Source organism: Catenovulum agarivorans DS-2 (genome assembly GCF_000568405.1).
GTDB lineage: Bacteria > Pseudomonadota > Gammaproteobacteria > Enterobacterales > Alteromonadaceae > Catenovulum > Catenovulum agarivorans_A.
The window spans coordinates 22,264-42,273 of the sequence record NZ_ARZY01000013.1; the positions used below are offsets into that span (position 1 = coordinate 22,264).

Consider the following 20,010-nt stretch of genomic DNA (forward strand, 5'->3'; position numbering starts at 1 on the left):
CTAGCTTTCTAATTGTTGTTGCCATTGTTTAGCCCAGCTGGCAATGCCTTCTATTTCTATTGGTCTGCTGTATACGAATCCTTGGGCGTATTGGCAGCCCATTGATTTTAGAACTTTTTCTTGTTCTATATCTTCTATTCCTTCAGCAAACACTTTTCTGTGTAGGTTTCTGCTTAAATCGACCATAGTGTTCACTAGCGTTTGATGCTTTTTGCCTTTATTCATCAATTTAATAAATTGCCGGTCTATTTTGATTCCATGTAAGGGCAATGCTCTGAGGTGGGACAGCGAGCTAAAACCTGTGCCAAAGTCATCTATCACTACTTTAATACCAATTGCGGCTAAACGTTCAATTATACTATGTGATATAACAGGTTCTTGCATCAATGCTTGCTCTCTTATTTCAACAATGAGCGCGCTAGCTTGCAAATGGTGTGTATCTAGTTCTTGAGCCAAAAAGTCGACAAATTCATGCTGGAGTAAATCTTTGCTTGAAAGATTTATGCTGACGTCGATTTCCAACCCTTGCTGGTGCCATTGGCTACAAGCTTGGATGGAGGTTTTAGCAACCCATTGAGTTATCGAGTAAATAACGCCCGTGCGCTGTGCTAACTCAATAAATCGCTCAGGCTCAATTAAACCAAACTCGGGGTGTCGCCAACGTATCAAGCTTTCTGCGGCTATTAATTGTTTGTTCTCAAGGTTGATAATCGGCTGAGAGAACAAGCTAAGTTGTTGTAGTTTGATTGCTTGGCTTAGATCTGACAATAACTTTTGTTGAGTTTTATTAAAGATATCCATATCTTGAGTGTAAGCTGCATAGCCCTCTAACCCTGGGCTGAGGTAATCAATTGCCGTTTGTGCTTGCTGAATGCATTCTGCAATTTGTTTGGCATCGGATATTTGACCACTGACGCCCATCTCGAACGATAAACTGAGCATCATGGATTCATAAGGTATTGGATCGGGCAGTGCTTTTTTAATTTGCTGATAGACAGTTTCTACTATATGTGAGCTATTGCCTTGGTCGATAATCAGTGCAAAGCGCACACCGCCTAATGAGACTAGCTTTTTATCGTTTTCTAGCGGTTTTACCGCGTCAATTGCGAATAAGCTTTTGTTAATTCGCTGCGCGATTTGTATTAATACCAAGTCTGTTGTCTGGTAACCCAGTGTTTGATTTAACTGAGACACATCGGTTAGTTTTATAACGCATAACACATGCTGACCTTCAGTATGGTGGTGCCGCCATTGTTGTAACCTTTGTTGGTTGGGCAACCCAGTGGTGCTATCGTGCAATGCTAAATGTTGTAACGTTGCAGATTCATTGAGGTTGCGCACGCGCGATTCATTTGTACTATTAACACAAGTGATAAAAGTGCGGGCGAGCAAAGCTAATTGAGCACATCCCCAAATTAATGTGGCAGCACAAATAGGCAACAGCAGCAGCGCGCTCACCATACCTGTTAATCCAGCTAACACGAGTAATAAACTGAATGCAGTGATGGCTGTACAGGCATAATGCCAAAAGGTTCGGAATGTAAAAGCTACAAATGTTTGTGCCGCACACAATAAAATGAATAGCGGCAAACTAAGCGTGAAAATTGATGTTATGTCCATATCAAACCACGAGTGCGAGCACTCGGTACCTCATGATAATGTGTTGTAGCGGCGTTATATTCCACCTAACCTTTGGGCCAATTCTTTGTATTTTTCGACACTTTCTTTTTCGAACAAAGGTGCGCCATCTTCATTTTTGTCGGCAGCAATTAGTAAATGTTCTCTTTCCAAACGCAATACTCTAACGTCCTGCACTCCCAAAAATTCGGCAACTTCCGCAACAGTCATTAAACTCATAAAATACCTTCTTATTAGATTAGTTGTGATATTAATTCCTAATTAAAGACTATATGTGCCAGAAGCGCTAGCCCTTAAGCCCTTTTTATAACCCTTTTTGTATGAGAAATAAATAGGGGCGTTGGTCAATTTGTTGTGCAACTAATTTATGCTCCATAAAACGGCAGAAGCTAGGTATGTCACGGGTTGTTGAAGGATCGTCCGCTTTTACTAATAGGGTTTCGTGTTTAGCCATTGTTCGCACGGCTTGTCTAACCATCATAACGGGTTCTGGGCAGCGCAGGCCAACTGCGTTTAAGTTATGATCTGGGTTTTCAAAAGGGTTCATTGGCAGTGAATTCTTCAGTTTGAGTATTTCAGCACTATATTATGGTTAAATCTGTGCCTTGGCTCAACTTTTCTTGGCTATTATGGTTTACAATAAAATGAGTTGAGCATTTACAAAGGAATCAAACATATGAAACATGTTCGGCAAGTGAGCCTGTCTATACTGTTGCCGCTATTTTTTCTATTTGGTTGTGCTGTTAGTAATGAAGATGCTGTACTAGTTAACGCACCTTTAAATCAAATTGAGAATTTACTAGAAGAAGACAAAGAGCAGGTGAGTTTGGCTCAGAGCAAGTTACCTAAAACACTTGCAATACTTCCTTTTGAAAATCGCACCGAGTCAGCTGGTGCATTTGAAATCGTTCGTCGAGTAATCTTTAACCACGTTTCGTCAAAAAATTACCATATGCTGCATTGGCAAGCGGTTGATGACAAACTGCGAATTGCAAGCATTCCGCTGGATACAGCATATCAAATGGATGCTGCAAGTTTAGCGGACATACTAGAAGTGGATGCGGTTTTGTATGGCTCGATTACCGACTTTGAGCGATTGTTTGCTGGTGTTATTACTCAAATAAAGGTTGGTGTTGAGTTAACCCTGATTAATCGAAATGGCGAAGTGCTGTGGCAAGAGTCTGATTCTGCAACCAGCCGAGCGGGTGGTGCATCGGTAACACCTGTGGGTTTATTGTTAAACGCTGCACTTGCGACTATGCACTTAAAAGAAGAGAATTTGTTGCGAGCCGCCGATGATGTTGGTCGTGAGCTTGCTCGGGTAATGCCTCATCCGCCAAGGTTAACCACTAAAGCGGGGCCTGAAATTAAAGCCGTTGTGCACAATGGCATGAATAAAATTTTAAAATACGGTGATATTTTAGAGGTTGGGATCCAAGGACAGGCAGGGATGCGTGCGCAAGCCGTTATTGACGGTGTTGGCAGTTTTGATTTACAGGAAGTAGAGCCTGGTGAATATATCGGCAAAATTCCAGTATCGAAAAAAGCTAATGCAGACGCTGTTGTAGTTGAAGGGGTATTAATGGACGAAAACAGTAATATCAGCCGTTGGATTAGCCCTTTTGGTTTATTAACCATTGATAACCTGCCACCAAAAACACCACAAAACCTGCAAGCTTCTAGCCATGACCAGTTACTCAAATTGATGTGGCAGAATACAGATTCAGATGTCGCTGAATATCAAGTTTATTTACTAGACGCTATCAATAATCAAAAACAACTGGTACGTAAAACAACCCGTAAGCAAATTGAAATTGCTGGTTTATCCAATTTCGTTGAATATGAGTTAGAGGTGGTGGCGATAGACGCCGTGGGTAATTTAAGTGAGCCTGCATTGATAAATGCTAAACCTTTGCCTGATTTAAGATTTAATACGTTGCCTGCTTTAGAGAGTAATTTACCCAGTAAAATTGAGCAGCCAATGACAATGACACTCGCCAACAGCCCCTATTATTTGCGCCAGCCTATGCTGGTGTCTGAAAGCTCGGCACTGTTGATTGAACCTGGAGTCGAGATTATTGTCAGTAAAAATGCTCACTTGCAGATTTTTGGCCAATTTTACGTGTATGGAGATGTTTCTAGACCTGTGGTGGTGAAAGGTGCGCAAACCTCTGGTTTTGTGCAATTTGCCAGTTTACAGTCTAATAAAACGGTTGAATTAAAGCATTTGCATGTAAAAGGCGCTGACGTGGCTCTAACCATTCAAGCCGGTAAACCGCATATTAGTCAGTGTGAGTTTGTCGGCAATCGATTTAGTGCACTGGATATTTCGGGCACAGCAAATGTTTGGGTTGAACAGAGCAAAATTCAAGGTAGTAACACTGCTGGGGTTATTGTTTCTGGCCATGCTCAGGTGACGTTTAAACAAACGTCGTTTGCCGACAATCAGCCATTTCATATTCAGAGCTCATCGATTTATCCGGTTGATGCAAAAGGTAATTTTTGGTCACCTGCTGCAAGTCAAGCAACAGTATTAGGTGAAGTGAACTACTAATGGACATTCAAATGAAAGCGATTAAAACAATTTCTTTGGTTGCAGCATTATTCAGTGGATGTGTCGCAGCTAATCAAACGGGTGAATACACTGAGTTTGTTGGTGCTGCGGGTGCTGTAAATTGGTCGAAAGGCAAGATTGAAGCCGAAGGTATGGGGGCTGCACCACCAAACAAGCCACCTCATGTCATTCCGTTGTTAGCTTGTCGCGCTGCAATTGCCGATGCGCAACGAAATTTGTTAGAGGCGACTAAAGGTGTGCGCGTGCAAGCGACAACTGTAGTTGAAAAATATATGCTGGCGAGTGATCAGGTTTCGACCTCGGTTGAGGGGGTGGTACGTAATGCATTAATTACCGAAAAAACACCTTTAGCGGATGGTACTTGCCGAGTAACTGTTACCGCACCATTGGCAGGTAACTTGTCGCAAACTATCTATCAACATGCATTTGACCTAGAGAGCCAAAAAACGGCGTTGTATTATTTATTGGATGGCGTTGGTAAAAGTCTAAGCTGGTTAATGCCAGCAAAGGCACATGCTGCTACTTCAAACCAACAAATATTGCGTCGTTTAGAACAATTAGAGGCGCGCTTGCTACAATTAGAACAGGGCGTGAACCAGAAAAATGCACCTAGTGCTCAATCTGATGTTTTGCCTACTGGTTTAATTATTGATGTGCGTGGCGGTCACTTTGTCCCGTCAATGTCACCGAAAATCTATTCGAAATCAGGCAAAAAGCTTTATCCGAAAAAACAAGCTAGGGATGCGATTCTAGAAAATGGTCGTTTGGTTTCTTTATTCACCCGTGATTTAAGTTTTGCACAACGCCATCCGAAAGTCGGTGAGCGACCGTGGATTATTAAGGCTGCGCAATCTAACAATAGCCGAACAGATATAGTGGTGAATGAAAAAATAGCTGCCAAATTGCAGCAGTTAATTGCAAGTCAATTTTTTAATGATGCAGGAGTCATTATTGTCCTCGATTAAAAAATTATTGGTCATCGGGTATGTATGGCCAGAGCCGAATTCATCGGCAGCTGGCCAATATATGTTAACCTTACTTAAGTCTTTTCTCTCGCAAAACTACCAAATTACCTTTGCTTGTGCGGCTAGCGAAAGTGTTCACCGATATCCATTCGAGCAATTAGGAATTCAAAAAGCACAGATTAAACTCAATTGTCCAAGCTTCGATGATTTTGTTGTTGATCTTGCGCCAGATGTTGTTTTGTTTGATCGTTTTATGATTGAAGAACAGTTTGGCTGGCGGGTGGCTAAACATTGCCCGAATGCAATGCGCATTCTTGATTTAGAAGATTTGTGGAGTTTGCGGCATATACGTATGCTGGCCTACAAGCAGCAAAGACCACTACAGGCCCAAGATTATTTGCAGGATATCGTGCTGCGTGAGTTGGCCGCAATATGGCGTTGTGATTTGTCACTAGTGATTTCACACTATGAAATGGATTTATTGATTAATCAATTTAACCTGCCCCCTCATATTCTGGCTTATTTGCCTTTTGTATTAGATAGCGCACAGTTGACTCAGTTTAAGCAACAATCTAAGCATTTTGCCCAAAGAGCAAACTTTGTTTTTATCGGCAATTTTAAACATGAACCGAACTGGGATGCCGTGCTGTATTTAAAGCAGCATATTTGGCCGCTGATTAGTAAACAAATTAAAGATGCTGAGTTGCATATTTATGGGGCATACCCAGCGAAAAAAGTAACAGATTTACATAACCCAAAACAAAGGTTTTTGGTTAAAGGCTGGGCTGATGACGCACATCAAGTTGTTGGTAATGCTCGTGTGTGTATGGCTCCGTTACGATTTGGTGCAGGGTTAAAAGGTAAGTTATTCGAAGCGATGCAACTAGGTACGCCGAGTGTAACTACTAATGTAGGGATTGAAGGGTACTTTGAATCTGAGATAGTCAATGCCGGTAAGCCCAATATTTATTGGCCTGGCGCGATAGCCGACGGGGCTGAGGAAATTGCGAATAAGGCAGTTGAGTTGTATAACAATCAAGTTTTGTGGCAGGCTGCGCAAGATAAAGCTTGGGTTTTGTTAGAGCATTTTCGAGCGAGTAAATTTTTACCTGAATTTTGTATTCGGGTTGAAGCGATTCAGCAAGATTTAGTTGCGCATCGGGCACAAAATATTATCGGTGCTATGTTGCAACATCATACAATGAAAAGCACCCAATATATGGCGCAGTGGATTGCAGCTAAAAATGCTTAGCCTTCAGATGTAAATCTCTCTATTTGAATCGCTAGGAAATGGTGCCAAAGAATACAAAAGGTGAATGAGATATTGTTCACAAAATCGCTGCGGGCCCATCCATGGGGTGCTCTTACAAGATATCCCTCTCTTGTGAAGTTTTGTTCACAACATGCTCATTCGCCTTTTTCAACAAAAAAGTTGCTGGTATTTTCTGGCAGCAAAGTCGAAGCTTAGTAAGGATAGAGATTGTGAATAGGTAAACCGTTTAGGTAGCAATACAGATGTAAGGAGAGATGGTTAGAATGCTTTTCGCAAAACTTCCAATCGGTAGGGATACCGTTTGAGAGCGGCCCAGGGATGGGCTTGAAGCGTTTTTGCGAAAAGCATTCTAACTGGCTCGACGACTCCCTGCCCGGGTGTTCCAGCCGTTTTGCACCAGAGTTGAAGCAGCTAATTTAAATCAACCTGCCAATTATCAATCAAGCGAGTTTGCCCAAGAAGCGCCGCAACTAAAATAACCAGTTTTTTATCACCGGCAACGGCGTCTTGCATGCGGCTACGCTCTGCAATTTCAATATAATCAATGGTTAAGCCTTGTTGACTGATTTGCTCCGCTATAAAAGCTTTCACTTCTTCAAGAGGTTTTTGTTGTTGTAGTTTGTCTGCCGCTTGCAATAAACTTTGGTATATTATTCCGGCTTGTTGTTTTTGTGCGCTAGATAAATACCCGTTGCGACTGCTTTTTGCTAAACCATTTGTTTCACGAGCCGTTGGCACGCCAATAATTTCAATTGGCATAGCTAGATCTTCAACCATAGTGCGAATAACTTGCAGCTGTTGGAAATCTTTTTCGCCAAAGCATGCTACATCCGGCTGAACCAAGTTAAACAACTTGTTTACTATGGTTGCCACTCCACGGAAGTGACCAGGGCGAGAAGCACCACAGTAATTATCCGAAACGCCTGGTACTTCAATGTAAGTTTGGGCATTTAACCCCTTGGGGTAGATGGTTTGGGCGGTAGGAGTAAACAATAAATCTGTATCAACTGCGATTAGTTTTTCGCTGTCAGCTGGTAAAGTTCGAGGGTATTTGTCTAAATCCTCACCTTCACCAAACTGCATAGGGTTTACAAAAATACTGACAACCACTCTGTTTGCGTGCTTTTTTGCTTCTTCAACTAGCGAGATATGTCCTTGATGCAAGTTACCCATGGTTGGCACAAAAGCCACTGTATCACCCTGTTGTTTCCATGTTTTAATTTGTTGTCTGAGTTGAGTTAAATCGCTAATTGTTTGCATAAGCTTCTCGAGTTGGCTGTTTATACAAGTAAATACAAGTTAGTTGATAATGCTGAGATCGCCAGCTGGTACTGTGTTTAAAAGCTGCGTCAATGGCGTACCGCAAGGTAAAATAAGCTCTGGTGAGAGTTCGGCTAGCGGATATAAAACAAATGAGCGTTGGTGCATACCATAATGAGGGACTACTAGCCGTTCGCTTTCAATTGTTTGTTCGCCGTACAATATGATATCTAAATCCAATGTTCTTGGCCCCCAGCGCTCTGCTTTGCGTACACGCCCATGCAGTTGTTCAATGCGCTGTAACTCGTCGAGCAGGACTAAAGCCTCGCCTACCCAGCTAAAGCTAGCCACTGCGTTTACATAATCAGGCTGATCTTGTGGACCCATGGGTTTGCTCGCATACAGAGATGAAACCTGCAGGCTTGATACGTTAGGTAAATCAGCTAGAGCGTTCAACGCATCGGTAATTTGTTGTTGTGGGTTGGCTAAATTGCTGCCAAGCCCGATATACACTTTAGTCATTGTTACTTTGTTCAGAGTTATTGCTACGGCGTCGTTTATTGTATGGGCGTTTGCCATTGTTACGGCGCTTGCGTGGGCGTCGTTTATCTGCTTGGCTATTTAGCTGATTGACTAAACTTGCTTGTTTGCCCGCATCCGACTTTTGCAATTCTGTCCACCAAGTACATATTGCAGTGAGTTCAGTTGCTTGCTCGCCTTGGGCAATCTCAGTTCGCAGTAACAAAAAGTCGTAAGCTGCTCTAAATTTTGGATGTTCTAGTAATTTTAAGCAGCGTTTACCTGCACGTTTCTCTAAGCGTGGCTGTAACGCCCATATATCTCGAATGGTCGTTGAAAAGCGCTTTGGTATCGTAACATTGTATTGGCCGCCATCTAATACCGCACTGGCGGCGGTATGCAGTGCATCTTGTGCAGGCATGCCTTGAGCTTGGTAGTGCTCGCGCGCTTGTTCCATTTCATGCCATAAAAACGCGGCAAACAAAAATGCTGGGGTCACACGCATTTCGTTGTTGATACGTGTGTCTGTATTCCTAAGTGCTATGCTCATCAATTGATACGCTGCATTTTCGCTGGCGACCGATTCCGCAAGGTTTGGGAAAATTTGTTGAAAAAGTCCAAACTCAATTAGACTTTTAAAAGTGTCTAGTCCTTTGCCCGCTAAAAACAGTTTTAAACATTCTTCAAATAGGCGTGCTTTTGGAATGTTTTGCAACAGCGGTGCCAATTGATAAATAGGTTTAGCTGAGCGTGGGGTGATTTGCATATCTAACTTTTGCGCGAAGCGGACAGCACGCAGCATACGGACTGGGTCTTCACGGTAACGTGTATCGGGATCACCAATTAACTCGATTTCTCGGTTGGCAATGGCCGCTACACCTCCCCAATAGTCGCGAATAGAAAAGTCTTTTATGTCGTAATATAAAGAATTTGCTGAAAAGTCACGACGTTCTGCGTCTTGGTCTATATCGCCATAGACATTATCGCGCAGTAACTGGCCATCATCAGATTTGTGCTTGCTGTTGTCAGTCTCGTGGTGACCTCTAAATGTCGCAACTTCAATAATTTCTCGGCCAAATACAATATGAGCTAAACGAAAACGTCGACCGATTAAGCGACAGTTACTAAAACATTTTTTTATTTGTTCAGGAGTGGCATTGGTGACAATATCAAAGTCTTTTGGTTTTAAACCCAAAAGTAAATCACGTACGCCACCACCGACAAGGTATGCGTCGTAGCCTGCATCTTTTAGCCGATATAAGACTTTCAGCGCATTTTTACTGATATCTTTACGTGATATGTTGTGCTGTGCACGCGGAATAATTTGCAATTCGGCTGTTGCTTTGACTGAGCTTTTTTGGCCGCTCAAGACTTTTTTACACAAATTCAAGACACGAGTAATAATGGGTTTTACCTTTTAGCTGAAAAAATTGGCGCAATAATATAACAAGCGCGCGCAAATGAGAATTTTTTAAACACTATTGGGCGGTTTTACCGCAACATTTTGCACTTTTTGTCGTTGCCAATGCTCGATAGCCCATAAAATTATCTGTTCGACCGACTCTTTGTGCAACAATTTGGGTGGTTGCAAGCCTAAATGTTCAAGCGCATGTACAAGCAACTGTGGTGCTTGTTTGATATCTATCGCGCTTGCACCATTTTGTTTGCTGAGTTTGCGACCATCTTCGGCAAATGCAAGTGGTACATGCGCGTAGTTAGGTGGTGTTCCACCTAACTGCTTTATCAATGTGTGTTGCCAAATGGTTGTATCAATTAAATCGTATCCGCGCACAACATGATTAATACCTTGTGTTACATCGTCCAAGCATACAGCAAGTTGATAAGCGATTAACCCATCTTTACGTTTGATAATAAAATCTTGTTGGCAGTGCTGTGCTGCAAAAGCGCATTTACCATAAATAAGGTCGGTAAATTCTGTTTGCTGGCTGGTATTTACAAAACGAATTGCACTGTTTTCAGTTGGCAGGTTTTTATCTGAACAGTAGCCATCGTAAATATGCTGAATTGTTTTGAGTCGTTTGCGCGTGCAGCGGCATGCATATGCTTGATGCAATGATAACCAAGTATCAATCTGCTGTTGATACAAGTCTAATCGTTGGCTTTGATAAAGGACTTGTCCATCCCAATGCAAACCGAAGCCTTCTAGCTGCTGCAGAATAATCTGTTTAGCTTTAGGCATTTCTCGCGGGGGATCAATATCTTCCATCCTGACGAGCCATTGTCCTTGGTGAGCTTTCGCGTCACAGAAACTTGCGAGCGCAGCAACCAATGAACCAAAATGTAATGGCCCTGACGGGGAGGGTGCAAAGCGGCCTATATAAGTCATAAAGCTTTAAAAGCTAGGGCGTGTACACGAAAGATCAACACGCCCTAGCATGCTTGATATTTCAAGCATGCGTAAGTGACAGTTATAAACCAGCGTTTTGCTTTTCTTTAATCTCGGCTAGAGTTTTACAGTCGATACATAAATCAGCAGTAGGGCGAGCTTCTAGGCGGCGAATGCCTATTTCTACACCACACTCTTCGCAGTAACCAAAATCTTCGTTTTCGATTAACTGTAAAGTCTTCTCGATTTTTTTGATCAACTTACGCTCACGGTCTCGAGTGCGCAGTTCTAAACTGAACTCCTCTTCTTGTGATGCGCGATCTACTGGATCTGGGAAGTTAGCTGCTTCATCTTGCATGTGGTGCATGGTTTTATCCACTTCCGCACGCAGTTGGCTTCTCCAAGTTGCCAGTATCTTTTTGAAATGTTCAAGCTGAGCTTCATTCATATAATCCTCATCAGGGCTGAGCTGATAAGGTTGTAAACCTGCTTGAGCTATTATGCCAGTTGCTTTTGTTTTTGTGCCAGCGGGCATCTCACTTCTCCTAATTCTACGCCAGCTTATCGCTAGGCGGCTATCTATATCAAAAAGAGTCTGAGTAGGCAATCATAAATTTGGGTTTAAACTTTATTTATAGCCCGAGATCAGATTTTGTGCCAAGTTTATATGGGCATTATCTTCCATTATCAATGGGGAGTTGAAAAAGAATTGGCTTTAAGTGGAAAAGAAAAAGAAAACGCCTCGAAAAAGTTGAGGCGTTTTTAACGGTTAGCTGCATTACTCCAAAGGCTTCCTGCGCTTTTCCATGGATATGGACTGCATGTCCATAATAAACATCCTGTTGTGTCCTATCCCTTGTGGTTTAGTCATTAAACCAAACAACTACCTTGTTGTTTCCTGTTGCGTCCGTACGAGTTAAATATTAGTGATTTTTGCGTGGGTGTGGAGCTGCAAAAAAGAAAAAAATTATTAAGGCTCAGCTGGTTTTTAGTGGGATATTAGATAAATCCCATTAAAATCAGATAATTAGAACGGGGTTGTGATACTTAATTGCGAAAAGTTTCTGGCTTGACTCACTTTTTATATCAGAGATCTCTTACACACCAAATTAACGCAATCTTAATACGTTACACCAAGCGCCACAGACCCGCGTGGTGGTGTTTAAAGGATAGGGCATCAAATCGTTTATTTGATGCCCTCGCTTTATTTGCGGATACCTTCAACATGTAATTCTAAAATCACATGTGTTGAAGCTGGGCCTAAGTTTTTCTCGATAGCAAAGTCTTTTAGTGCAATTTCTGTGGTGCCTGAAAAACCAGCTCGATAACCACCCCATGGATCTTTACCTTCGCCTATTTTGTGTGCATCAATTGCAATTTGTTTGGTTACACCATGTAAAGTTAAATCGCCGATAATTTGAAACTTGTTGTCGTTGATCACTTTTATATCAGTGCTGACAAATTTTGCTTTTGGAAATTTATCGACATCTAAGAAATCATCGCTGCGTAAATGTTTGTCTCGGCGAGCATGATTACTGTCGATACTACTGGTGTCTATTGTGACCTCGACCGAGCTTTGAGCCAATTTGTCTGCTTCATAGTCGAATGTTCCTGAAAAGCGATTAAAGCGTCCAGTTAACCAGCTGTAGCCCAAGTGTTTAATTTTAAAATTAATAAATGCATGTGCGCCTTTGTTGTCGTCATCGATGACGTAGGTTGCACTATATGCGTTGGCAGATAGTAGTAGCGCTGCTAATGAAATAAGTAGTTTCTTCATGTCAGTTTCCTTGTGTTAGTTTTTAAATCATACGTTTGAAAATGGAATTTTTGTCTATCACTTGATGTTTAACGGCTCCAGCGATATGAACGATCACTAATGCTATCAATGTATAGGCAGCATATTGATGAAAATCACCAGCTAAATCGGCTTGTGTATCTGCATAGGCAATTGTGGCTGGAATGGGGAGCCAATCAAACCACATGATGGGTTTGCCACTTGCGGTAGAGATTAAGTAGCCGCTTAACATAATGCTCAGCAGTAAGATGTACATTAGCTTGTGCGTAATGCTCGCTGCTACTTGTTCCCACTTTTGACCTATGGGGGCTGGGCTTGGATAAATAATGCGTGCGGCGATACGAATCAGTACGATAATAAAAAGTACGATGCCAAAGTTTTTGTGTTGGGTGGGCGCTGTTTGGTACCAGTCATCGTAGTAACTTAATTCGACCATCCAAATACCGACAAAAAACAAAGCTAATATCATTACGGCACTAACCCAGTGGCAGAGCCGAGTAAGTAAGGAATACTGTGTTGGCATGTAACAAATCCTACTGTGCTGTAAACTTAAGTTTTATTAAGCACACATGCTAAGGTTTGTGCAAGTAGATTTACCATCTCTTTACTTTTTTACGCTTGGTTAAATTTTCGGAACAATATTTGCTGGTGATTAATTTGTAGATGTGCTGGCGAAGTTTTGCACTATTTTAGCGCGTTATTCGAGAACATGTGCTTAAATTTGCTAAATTTGCCAGTAAACATCTTGAGATCCGAGTTATGTCATAGCATTATCATATGAGCCGCGTATATACGCACACAGAAACATAATGATGAACAACAAAAGGAAACCAAGTATGGTTCAAAAATGTTTATTCCCAGCTGCTGGTTACGGTACTCGTTTTTTACCAGCTACCAAAGCACAAGCAAAAGAAATGCTGCCTATCGTTAATAAACCTTTAATCCAGTATGGTGTTGAAGAAGCATTAGAAGCTGGAATGAAGTATGTTGGTTTTGTGACAGGCCGAACTAAGCGTGCTATCGCAGATCATTTCGATATTTCTTACGAGTTAGAAAGAGAAATCTCTGGTACCAGTAAAGAAAAATATTTGGAGTCGGTACGTTATGTAATGAATAACGGTATTTTTTCTTTTACTCGTCAACCTGAGATGAAAGGTTTGGGTCATGCAATTTTGTGTGGTGAAACTTTAATGGGGAACGAAGCATTCGGCGTTATTTTGGCTGACGATTTATGTTTGCCAGAAGAAGTGGGCGGCGAAGGTGTCATGGCTCAGATGGCGAAAATCCATGAAGAGACTGGCTGTTCTGTTGTTGCATTGATGGAAGTGCCAAAAGAGACCATTTCTAAGTATGGTGTAATCGCAGGTGATAAAATTGCCGATGATAAGTTCCGTGTAACTGATATGGTTGAAAAACCAGCTGTAGAAGATGCTCCGTCTAATTTAGCAATTATTGGCCGTTATATTTTAACGCCAGATATTTTTGAAATTATTCGTAATACCCCACCGGGTAAAAACGGTGAAATTCAATTAACGGATGCATTATTAGCACAAGCTAAGCAAGGCAAAGTGATTGGTTATAAGTTTAAAGGCAAGCGTTTTGACTGTGGTAGCGTAAAAGGCTTTGTTGAAGCAACCAATTACGTATTTGAAAATGTGTATAGCGATGAATAAGTTAATCTAACGCATATTCTACTATTATGGTGCGGCCTTGATCTCTGTAGTCGAGTGTTTTGGCTAACTCACATATGAGTTTTAGTCCGCGCCCATGATGGTCTGAATCTTTCAACTGCGCTTTTACCTGCTCGGCATCAAAACCATCGCCGCTGTCTGTTATCGATAGCCGCACGCTATTGTTTTGTGGATTGTGCGCGACATTTAGTAGTAATTTGCCTTCCGTTAAATTTTCTAATGCTGCTTGTCTTTGCAGGTAGAATTCGAAAAAGCCTTCGTCTTCATTTTTAACGTTTGAATCCAGCTTGAGTAGCCCATGGTCTACTGAGTTGTTGTACATTTCAGCTAACAATAAAAATAGGGTAGAGCGATGTTTTTCCATGCCTTGAAAAGCTGACACCATATCAAGCACTTGAGCAACAGGATCTGTTTGTTTTATGTCGTCAGGGGTTAGCTCCACGTTGACTTGCCACGGCAAGGGGGGGATATCTTTTTGGTTGTTGAGCTCTGGGCTCGGGGAGCTTAAACAGTTTACTTGTACAATTGAAATATCATCCAATTGATGCTCTTTACCACGGTAATTGTCCAATACTTGGATAACGTCAATAATATCTGCTTTGGGGTTCTTATTGTACAAAGCTTCAAAGCGCTCTTGGCCAAACATTTGATCGTTTGAATTCATGGTTTCGGTAATGCCATCAGTGTATACAACCAAGCGGTCACTTGGGCTGAGCTCGCAATTAATCAGTGTATGCTCAAATTCGTCGTCATCTAACACGCCAAGAGCCATATGCTGCGACTGGATTTTATTTCTGATACCAACTTGTTTATCGACTATGAGTAAATCTGGCATGCCGCCAATCCAAATAGATGCCGCTTTGCCACTACAAGATAATTCTATAATACAGGCGGCACAAAACATATCGTTTGGTAACAGCTGTAACAAGCGGATGTTGATGGCTCGGGCGATGTCTCCAGCGGATAAACCCCTTTGTGTCAGTTCAAAAAAGGTTTGAGCTGTGGGTAATGCTCCAACTGCAGCTGCAAGTCCATGCCCTGTAAAGTCACCTAAAAAGACATAATTGCCACCCAAAGGACTGCGGCTGGTAAGCAAGAGATCGCCGTTGAAAGTTGATGCAGGTGCGAGGTAATGCTCAACAATTTCGGGACGAGCGTTGTTTTTACTCAGCGCGTTGGCAAATATATGCTCAACAATTTGATGCTCACGATCGGTTTGTAATTGATGAAACTTAAGCTGGTTGCGTTGTTCCAATATTCTGGCTGAGAGCTCCCGGCTGCGGCCATGAGCTTTGATTTTGGCCGAAAGGATCAGCTTATCAAACGGTTTGGCTAAAAAGTCATCGCCACCAACGTCTAAGCAGCGCAACATAGAATCTTGATCATCTAATGAGGTGATAAAGATGATAGGTAAATGTAGGTCGCCAGCGAGTTTCTTTAAAATGGGGGCTGTTTCGAAGCCATCCATTTCAGGCATAATGACATCAAGCAGGACGATGTCAGGATTAATATTTTCGAATCGTTCAATGGCATCTTTTCCATGAACAGCCATTGAGACCTGATGTCCCTCTTGTTCAAGCATATACTCCAGCATTGCTCGGTTTAAATCTTGGTCGTCAACCACAAGTATATGCATGAAATGGCTCCGGTCGAGTTGCGCTTAATCTATTTCAAACTTTTTATCAAAGCGCGAGATTTGCAAAATTTTCCGGATTTGCGGACGACAGTTTGCGATTTTTATGCCACTTACTTTGGAACCCAAATTCTTTTGCATATTTAATAACATGCCAAGTGCAGATGAATCCATATACTCAGTATCTCTCAAGTCAATTACAACTTGCGGTGTAGTGTCACCCACATTTGAATACGCAGCTCTAAATTCTTGGACTAAGTTAAAATCGAATTTTCCTGCGATCTGAATAGTGAAGGTTTTGCCATCAGATGAAAGGCTTTTACTTAAACTCATGCGTGTCCACCTATTAATAATCCATGAAGCGATTGTCCAGCAAACCAGATACTCCAGCTTGTCGGTAAATTGAAAAAAGTCTGTATGATGATGAGTTTAGCAGTAGATCTCTGTATGTGAAATTGTAAAAACAATAAAATTCGCAATTATTTTTTCGTGCGAATCAGATTAATTTACTCAGGCTAAGTTAATTGAACTTGAATTTAGCCAGAGAGTATTATCTAATCGATGTTTAATTTATTGTTAACGTTTGCAGTACGTTTGGCAATGTTGTAGCTGATGTAGGAAAGTTGTTTTATGCACCAATTAAACCCGTCTGATTTATCCATTCTATTAGTTGAGCCTTCAGTGACACAAAGAAAGGTCATAGCGCGACATTTAGAAAAGGAAGACATAGTGCATATTCGTGAAGCAACTGATATTGAGTCGGCTAAAATTGCATTAGAAAAAAGCCACCCTGACTTAGTTATTTGTGCGTTACATTTTCCTGACGGCACCGGACTAGAGCTATTGCATTTTATCAAACATACCGAAAGCCTCGCTGATATCCCATTTATGTTAGTGTCTAGTGAGTGGCGAAAGTGCCAATTGGAAGAATTTAAACAGGCCGGTGTTGTCGCTATTTTGCCTAAGCCTTTTACCTCAGAGCATTTGGGTACTGCGATTAATTCAACTTTAGACTTGTTAGTGCCAGATGAGCTTGAATTAGACTTGTTTGATGTGCACGACGTCCGTGTATTGGTGGTCGATGATAGTCGTTTGGCAAGAAATCACATTAAACGTGTATTAGCTAATTTGGGGGTGCAGCGCATTACCGAAGCTGTAGACGGCTCGGAAGCTCAGACTATACTTGGACACGAAATGTTTGATTTGGTTGTGACCGATTACAATATGCCAGAAGTCGATGGACGCGAATTAACCGAGTTTATTCGTTCGTCTGGTCAGCATTCCCATGTTCCTGTGCTCATGGTGTCGTCTGAAGCTAATGACTCACATTTGGCCAATATTGCTCAATCAGGCGTGAATGCTATTTGTGATAAACCATTTGAACCTTCTATGGTTAAACAAATCTTGTTTAATATTCTTAACCACGACCATTAACCCCAATGCGGTAAATTCGCTCAAAAATAATACTTCCTTCAATTATCTGTCAGTGCTAAACTACGCCGCCCTAATTCTACCAATCGGGTGGTTAGGGTTTTATGTGGTTATTTGGTCGCAAAGTAACCACGCTATTTATTATTTTGGAGAGATGTTATGTCTACTACTATCGAATTAAATGCAAGTGTGCGTACAGAAGTGGGGAAAGGTGCGAGCCGCCGCCTACGTCACGCAGACAAAGTTCCAGCTGTATTATATGGTGCTGGTAAAGATGCTGTTGCGTTAACTTTAGAGCACAACAAAGTTTTACAAGCTCAAGAGCATGAGCATTTTTATTCTCAAGTTTTACACTTGAACATTGACGGTGAAAAAGTTGAAGCTATCGTAAAAGATATGCAACGTCACCCGTTCAAGCCAAAAGTTACTCACTTAGATTTCCAACGTGTATCTGCAGACCAAGCACTTCACACTACAGTTCCAGTTCACTTCTTAAACGAAGAAGCTGCAACTAAAGCTGGTGGTGTAGTTTCTCACCATATTGCTGAAATCGAAGTTAGCTGTTTACCAAAAGATTTACCTGAGTTTATCGAAGTTGATGTAGCTGGTTTATCTGTTGGTGAAACTTTGCACTTGACTGACGTTAAATTCCCAGCTGGTGTTTCTTCTGTTGAGTTAGCTAAAGGTGCTGATCATGATGTTGCTGTTGTAACTATTGATAAGCCAAAAGGCGCAGCTGAAGATGATGCTGAAGAAGAAGCTGCTGAAGAATAATCATCAGTATGTCTGATTCAGTTCAGCTTATTGTGGGCCTGGCAAATCCAGGCTCGCAATATCAAAATACACGCCACAACGCTGGTGAATGGTACATCCAAGAACTGGCCCGCCGCTACAACGCAACTCTTAAACTCGACAATAAATTTTATGGTTTCACTGGCCAGGTGACGATTAATGGCCAAGATGTGAAATTGCTGGTACCAACAACTTTTATGAATAAAAGTGGTCAAGCAATTGGAGCCATGGCGCAGTTTTATAAAATACCTGCTGAAAATATCCTAGTTGCTCACGATGAGTTAGATTTGCCGCCTGGTATTGCGAAATTTAAGCGCGGTGGAGGCCACGGTGGCCATAATGGTTTACGTGATACAATTAGCCGGTTAGCCAATAATAAAGACTTTTTGCGATTACGAATTGGCATTGGTCATCCTGGTCACAAAGACAAAGTGACGGGTTATGTTTTGGGTAAAGCGCCAGCGATTGAACAGAGTGCAATTGATGCTGCGGTAGATGAAGCGGCGCGTTGTACTGAGGTATGGTTTAAAGACGGGTTCAATAAAGCAATGAATCGTCTTCACAGTTTTAAAGCATAGGATTTGACTTATGGGTTTTAAATGCGGAATTGTCGGTTTACCAAATGTTGGTAAATCAACTTTATTTAATGCGTTAACTAAAGCTGGTATTGAAGCAGCTAACTTTCCATTTTGTACGATTGAACCAAACACAGGTGTTGTACCTGTGCCTGATCCGCGTTTAGACGCTTTAGCTAAAATTGTAAACCCACAGAAAATTCTACCAACCACCATGGAATTTGTTGATATTGCTGGTTTGGTTGCTGGTGCTTCTAAAGGTGAGGGCCTGGGCAATCAATTTCTTGCAAATATTCGCGAAACCGATGCGATTGGCCATGTTGTTCGTTGTTTTGACAACGAAAACGTTGTGCATGTTGCTGGGCAAGTCAATCCAGCAGATGACATTGAAGTGATTAACACAGAATTGTCGTTAGCAGACTTAGACACTGCCGAGAAAGCTATGCTGCGTGCAGCGAAACGGGCTAAAGGTGGTGATAAAGACGCCAAAGCTGAAATCGAAGTACTCGAAAAAATTAAACCTGCGTTAGATGATGGTTTAATGCTGCGCTCGGTTGATTTGACCGACGATGAGTTGGCGGTTGTTAAACACTTAAACTTTTTAACCATCAAGCCAACTATGTACATTGCTAATGTTAGTGAAGACGGTTTTGAAGATAATCCTTTATTGGACTTAGTGCGAGAAATTGCTGCAAAAGAAAATGCTGTTGTTGTACCAGTGTGCGCTGAGATTGAAGCTGAGTTGTCTGAGTTAGAAGACGAAGATAGAGATGAGTTTATGGCTGATTTAGGTTTAGATGAACCTGGATTAAATCGAGTTATTCGCGCTGGGTATGATTTGCTTAATTTACACACCTATTTCACCGCTGGTGTTAAAGAAGTCCGTGCGTGGACGATTAAAATAAACTCTACAGCACCGCAAGCGGCGGGTAAAATTCATACCGACTTTGAAAAAGGCTTTATCCGAGCTGAAGTAGTTGGTTACGACGATTACATTGCTAACAATGGTGAGTCTGGTGCCAAAGAAGCTGGCAAATGGCGTTTAGAGGGTAAAGATTATATTGTTAAAGATGGTGATGTAATTCACTTCCGCTTTAACGTTTAATCGCCCGATTATATTTGAGATTTTTTAAAGCCAGCATAGTTAATATGCTGGCTTTTTTGTTGGGTTTTTGTGGCCATGTATCGGTGTCCCTGGTGGCTCAAAGTATCAATCAGGCTAAGCGGAATATTACCAACAAGTATTTTGATATTGCGTTATGGTTGAAACCAGTTTGGTGGCAGGGAAGGTCAATCTATCCAGAATATTTAACCTAAATTGTCAGCAAAGTTTCTCACTCCTCTAAATTTGAAATTTAATGTGCATGACCAGAAGGGCTAGTTATGCAGTCGAAATTTAAACTTTGGTTATACATCGAGATATTTACCCTGCTATTTATGTCAGAGGATGTCTATCAACCGATAATAATTTTTAGATTAAAAGGCCAATTGAAATTCCCTAGGCACTAACTTGCGG

The 20,010-nt window shown here is 41.6% G+C and carries 20 protein-coding genes; 8 read left to right on the top strand and 12 right to left on the bottom strand.

Annotation, left to right across the window (positions count from 1 at the left end; translation table 11 throughout):
• The 3 genes from DS2_RS08435 to tusA form a co-directional block, all read right to left on the bottom strand.
• Complete coding sequence (locus DS2_RS08435) at positions 1 to 1,620, bottom strand: putative bifunctional diguanylate cyclase/phosphodiesterase (protein WP_035014291.1); 1,620 nt, start codon at positions 1,618 to 1,620, stop codon at positions 1 to 3.
• 54 nt (positions 1,621 to 1,674) lie between these two features.
• Entirely contained in the window at positions 1,675 to 1,857 is a 183-nt protein-coding gene (locus DS2_RS08440; RefSeq protein WP_035014292.1) for a hypothetical protein, read from the bottom strand.
• A gap of 85 nt (positions 1,858 to 1,942) precedes the next feature.
• The gene (gene tusA / locus DS2_RS08445) at positions 1,943 to 2,185 is read right to left on the bottom strand and encodes a sulfurtransferase TusA (protein WP_035014293.1); all 243 of its coding nucleotides are present in this window, start codon (positions 2,183 to 2,185) and stop codon (positions 1,943 to 1,945) included.
• Between the two features lie 129 nt (positions 2,186 to 2,314).
• On the opposite strand from tusA, the gene DS2_RS08450 reads away from it, so the two are divergent.
• The 3 genes from DS2_RS08450 to DS2_RS08460 are packed head-to-tail and all read left to right on the top strand — an operon-like array spanning position 2,315 to position 6,430.
• Positions 2,315 to 4,192 (top strand): GNA1162 family protein, encoded by a 1,878-nt coding sequence (locus DS2_RS08450; protein ID WP_035014294.1) that lies wholly within the window; start codon positions 2,315 to 2,317, stop codon positions 4,190 to 4,192.
• An 11-nt stretch (positions 4,193 to 4,203) separates the two neighbouring features.
• The gene (locus tag DS2_RS19800; RefSeq protein WP_152537576.1) at positions 4,204 to 5,178 is read left to right on the top strand and encodes an LPP20 family lipoprotein; all 975 of its coding nucleotides are present in this window, start codon (positions 4,204 to 4,206) and stop codon (positions 5,176 to 5,178) included.
• A complete protein-coding gene (locus tag DS2_RS08460) occupies positions 5,174 to 6,430 on the top strand; it encodes a glycosyltransferase (RefSeq protein ID WP_035014363.1) in 1,257 nt (418 codons plus the stop codon). The genes DS2_RS19800 and DS2_RS08460 overlap by 5 nt, the downstream gene beginning before the upstream one ends.
• A 432-nt stretch (positions 6,431 to 6,862) precedes the next feature.
• On the opposite strand, the gene panC is transcribed toward DS2_RS08460, so the two are convergent.
• The 7 genes from panC to DS2_RS08495 all read right to left on the bottom strand — a co-directional run bounded on the left by panC (position 6,863) and on the right by DS2_RS08495 (position 12,895).
• Positions 6,863 to 7,711: a pantoate--beta-alanine ligase gene (gene panC / locus DS2_RS08465; RefSeq protein ID WP_035014295.1), complete on the bottom strand. Its 849-nt coding sequence runs from the start codon at positions 7,709 to 7,711 to the stop codon at positions 6,863 to 6,865.
• Between the two features lie 39 nt (positions 7,712 to 7,750).
• Positions 7,751 to 8,233, bottom strand: a complete 483-nt coding sequence (gene folK, locus DS2_RS08470) for a 2-amino-4-hydroxy-6-hydroxymethyldihydropteridine diphosphokinase (protein ID WP_035014296.1) — start codon at positions 8,231 to 8,233, stop codon at positions 7,751 to 7,753.
• Positions 8,226 to 9,599 (bottom strand): polynucleotide adenylyltransferase PcnB, encoded by a 1,374-nt coding sequence (pcnB, locus tag DS2_RS08475; protein WP_235188568.1) that lies wholly within the window; start codon positions 9,597 to 9,599, stop codon positions 8,226 to 8,228. Before pcnB ends, folK begins: the two co-directional genes overlap by 8 nt.
• Before the next feature lie 102 nt (positions 9,600 to 9,701).
• A complete protein-coding gene (gene gluQRS / locus DS2_RS08480; RefSeq protein ID WP_035014299.1) occupies positions 9,702 to 10,577 on the bottom strand; it encodes a tRNA glutamyl-Q(34) synthetase GluQRS in 876 nt (291 codons plus the stop codon).
• Between the two features lie 82 nt (positions 10,578 to 10,659).
• Positions 10,660 to 11,112: an RNA polymerase-binding protein DksA gene (dksA, locus tag DS2_RS08485; RefSeq protein ID WP_035014300.1), complete on the bottom strand. Its 453-nt coding sequence runs from the start codon at positions 11,110 to 11,112 to the stop codon at positions 10,660 to 10,662.
• Between the two features lie 669 nt (positions 11,113 to 11,781).
• Entirely contained in the window at positions 11,782 to 12,354 is a 573-nt protein-coding gene (locus DS2_RS08490) for a YceI family protein (protein WP_035014301.1), read from the bottom strand.
• Positions 12,355 to 12,376: 22 nt separating this feature from the next.
• On the bottom strand, positions 12,377 to 12,895 hold the full coding sequence (locus DS2_RS08495) for a cytochrome b (protein WP_035014302.1): 519 nt from the start codon (positions 12,893 to 12,895) through the stop codon (positions 12,377 to 12,379).
• Between the two features lie 313 nt (positions 12,896 to 13,208).
• Here DS2_RS08495 and galU point away from each other — a divergent pair, with 313 nt between their 5' ends.
• Entirely contained in the window at positions 13,209 to 14,045 is an 837-nt protein-coding gene (gene galU / locus DS2_RS08500; protein WP_035014303.1) for a UTP--glucose-1-phosphate uridylyltransferase GalU, read from the top strand.
• Position 14,046: 1 nt separating this feature from the next.
• Here the strand turns inward: galU and DS2_RS08505 are convergent, their stop codons facing one another.
• Positions 14,047 to 15,699, bottom strand: coding sequence for a fused response regulator/phosphatase (locus DS2_RS08505; RefSeq protein WP_035014305.1), 1,653 nt, complete (start codon positions 15,697 to 15,699; stop codon positions 14,047 to 14,049).
• Positions 15,700 to 15,723: 24 nt separating this feature from the next.
• A complete protein-coding gene (locus DS2_RS08510; RefSeq protein WP_035014306.1) occupies positions 15,724 to 16,029 on the bottom strand; it encodes an STAS domain-containing protein in 306 nt (101 codons plus the stop codon).
• 297 nt (positions 16,030 to 16,326) lie between these two features.
• Here DS2_RS08510 and DS2_RS08515 point away from each other — a divergent pair, with 297 nt between their 5' ends.
• The 4 genes from DS2_RS08515 (at position 16,327) to ychF (ending at position 19,599) form a co-directional block, all read left to right on the top strand.
• Positions 16,327 to 17,130 (top strand): response regulator, encoded by an 804-nt coding sequence (locus tag DS2_RS08515; protein WP_035014307.1) that lies wholly within the window; start codon positions 16,327 to 16,329, stop codon positions 17,128 to 17,130.
• 156 nt (positions 17,131 to 17,286) lie between these two features.
• Positions 17,287 to 17,901 carry a 50S ribosomal protein L25/general stress protein Ctc gene (locus tag DS2_RS08520; RefSeq protein ID WP_035014308.1) on the top strand — a complete coding sequence of 205 codons (615 nt, stop codon included), beginning with the start codon at positions 17,287 to 17,289 and terminating at the stop codon, positions 17,899 to 17,901.
• An 8-nt stretch (positions 17,902 to 17,909) separates the two neighbouring features.
• Positions 17,910 to 18,497, top strand: coding sequence for an aminoacyl-tRNA hydrolase (gene pth, locus DS2_RS08525; protein ID WP_035014309.1), 588 nt, complete (start codon positions 17,910 to 17,912; stop codon positions 18,495 to 18,497).
• 10 nt (positions 18,498 to 18,507) lie between these two features.
• Complete coding sequence (gene ychF, locus DS2_RS08530; protein ID WP_035014310.1) at positions 18,508 to 19,599, top strand: redox-regulated ATPase YchF; 1,092 nt, start codon at positions 18,508 to 18,510, stop codon at positions 19,597 to 19,599.
• Positions 19,600 to 20,010: the final 411 nt, after the last annotated feature.

Excerpts from the sequence above, each read along its gene's own strand:
- DS2_RS08435 (WP_035014291.1), bottom strand. The coding sequence starts at position 1,620 with ATGGACATAACATCAATTTTCACGCTTAGTTTGCCGCTATTCATTTTA.
- DS2_RS08440 (WP_035014292.1), bottom strand. The coding sequence starts at position 1,857 with ATGAGTTTAATGACTGTTGCGGAAGTTGCCGAATTTTTGGGAGTGCAG.
- tusA (WP_035014293.1), bottom strand. The coding sequence starts at position 2,185 with ATGAACCCTTTTGAAAACCCAGATCATAACTTAAACGCAGTTGGCCTG.
- DS2_RS08450 (WP_035014294.1), top strand. The coding sequence starts at position 2,315 with ATGAAACATGTTCGGCAAGTGAGCCTGTCTATACTGTTGCCGCTATTT.
- DS2_RS19800 (WP_152537576.1), top strand. The coding sequence starts at position 4,204 with ATGAAAGCGATTAAAACAATTTCTTTGGTTGCAGCATTATTCAGTGGA.
- panC (WP_035014295.1), bottom strand. The coding sequence starts at position 7,711 with ATGCAAACAATTAGCGATTTAACTCAACTCAGACAACAAATTAAAACA.
- folK (WP_035014296.1), bottom strand. The coding sequence starts at position 8,233 with ATGACTAAAGTGTATATCGGGCTTGGCAGCAATTTAGCCAACCCACAA.
- gluQRS (WP_035014299.1), bottom strand. The coding sequence starts at position 10,577 with ATGACTTATATAGGCCGCTTTGCACCCTCCCCGTCAGGGCCATTACAT.
- dksA (WP_035014300.1), bottom strand. The coding sequence starts at position 11,112 with ATGCCCGCTGGCACAAAAACAAAAGCAACTGGCATAATAGCTCAAGCA.
- DS2_RS08490 (WP_035014301.1), bottom strand. The coding sequence starts at position 12,354 with ATGAAGAAACTACTTATTTCATTAGCAGCGCTACTACTATCTGCCAAC.
- DS2_RS08495 (WP_035014302.1), bottom strand. The coding sequence starts at position 12,895 with ATGCCAACACAGTATTCCTTACTTACTCGGCTCTGCCACTGGGTTAGT.
- galU (WP_035014303.1), top strand. The coding sequence starts at position 13,209 with ATGGTTCAAAAATGTTTATTCCCAGCTGCTGGTTACGGTACTCGTTTT.
- DS2_RS08505 (WP_035014305.1), bottom strand. The coding sequence starts at position 15,699 with ATGCATATACTTGTGGTTGACGACCAAGATTTAAACCGAGCAATGCTG.
- DS2_RS08510 (WP_035014306.1), bottom strand. The coding sequence starts at position 16,029 with ATGAGTTTAAGTAAAAGCCTTTCATCTGATGGCAAAACCTTCACTATT.
- DS2_RS08515 (WP_035014307.1), top strand. The coding sequence starts at position 16,327 with ATGCACCAATTAAACCCGTCTGATTTATCCATTCTATTAGTTGAGCCT.
- DS2_RS08520 (WP_035014308.1), top strand. The coding sequence starts at position 17,287 with ATGTCTACTACTATCGAATTAAATGCAAGTGTGCGTACAGAAGTGGGG.
- pth (WP_035014309.1), top strand. The coding sequence starts at position 17,910 with ATGTCTGATTCAGTTCAGCTTATTGTGGGCCTGGCAAATCCAGGCTCG.
- ychF (WP_035014310.1), top strand. The coding sequence starts at position 18,508 with ATGGGTTTTAAATGCGGAATTGTCGGTTTACCAAATGTTGGTAAATCA.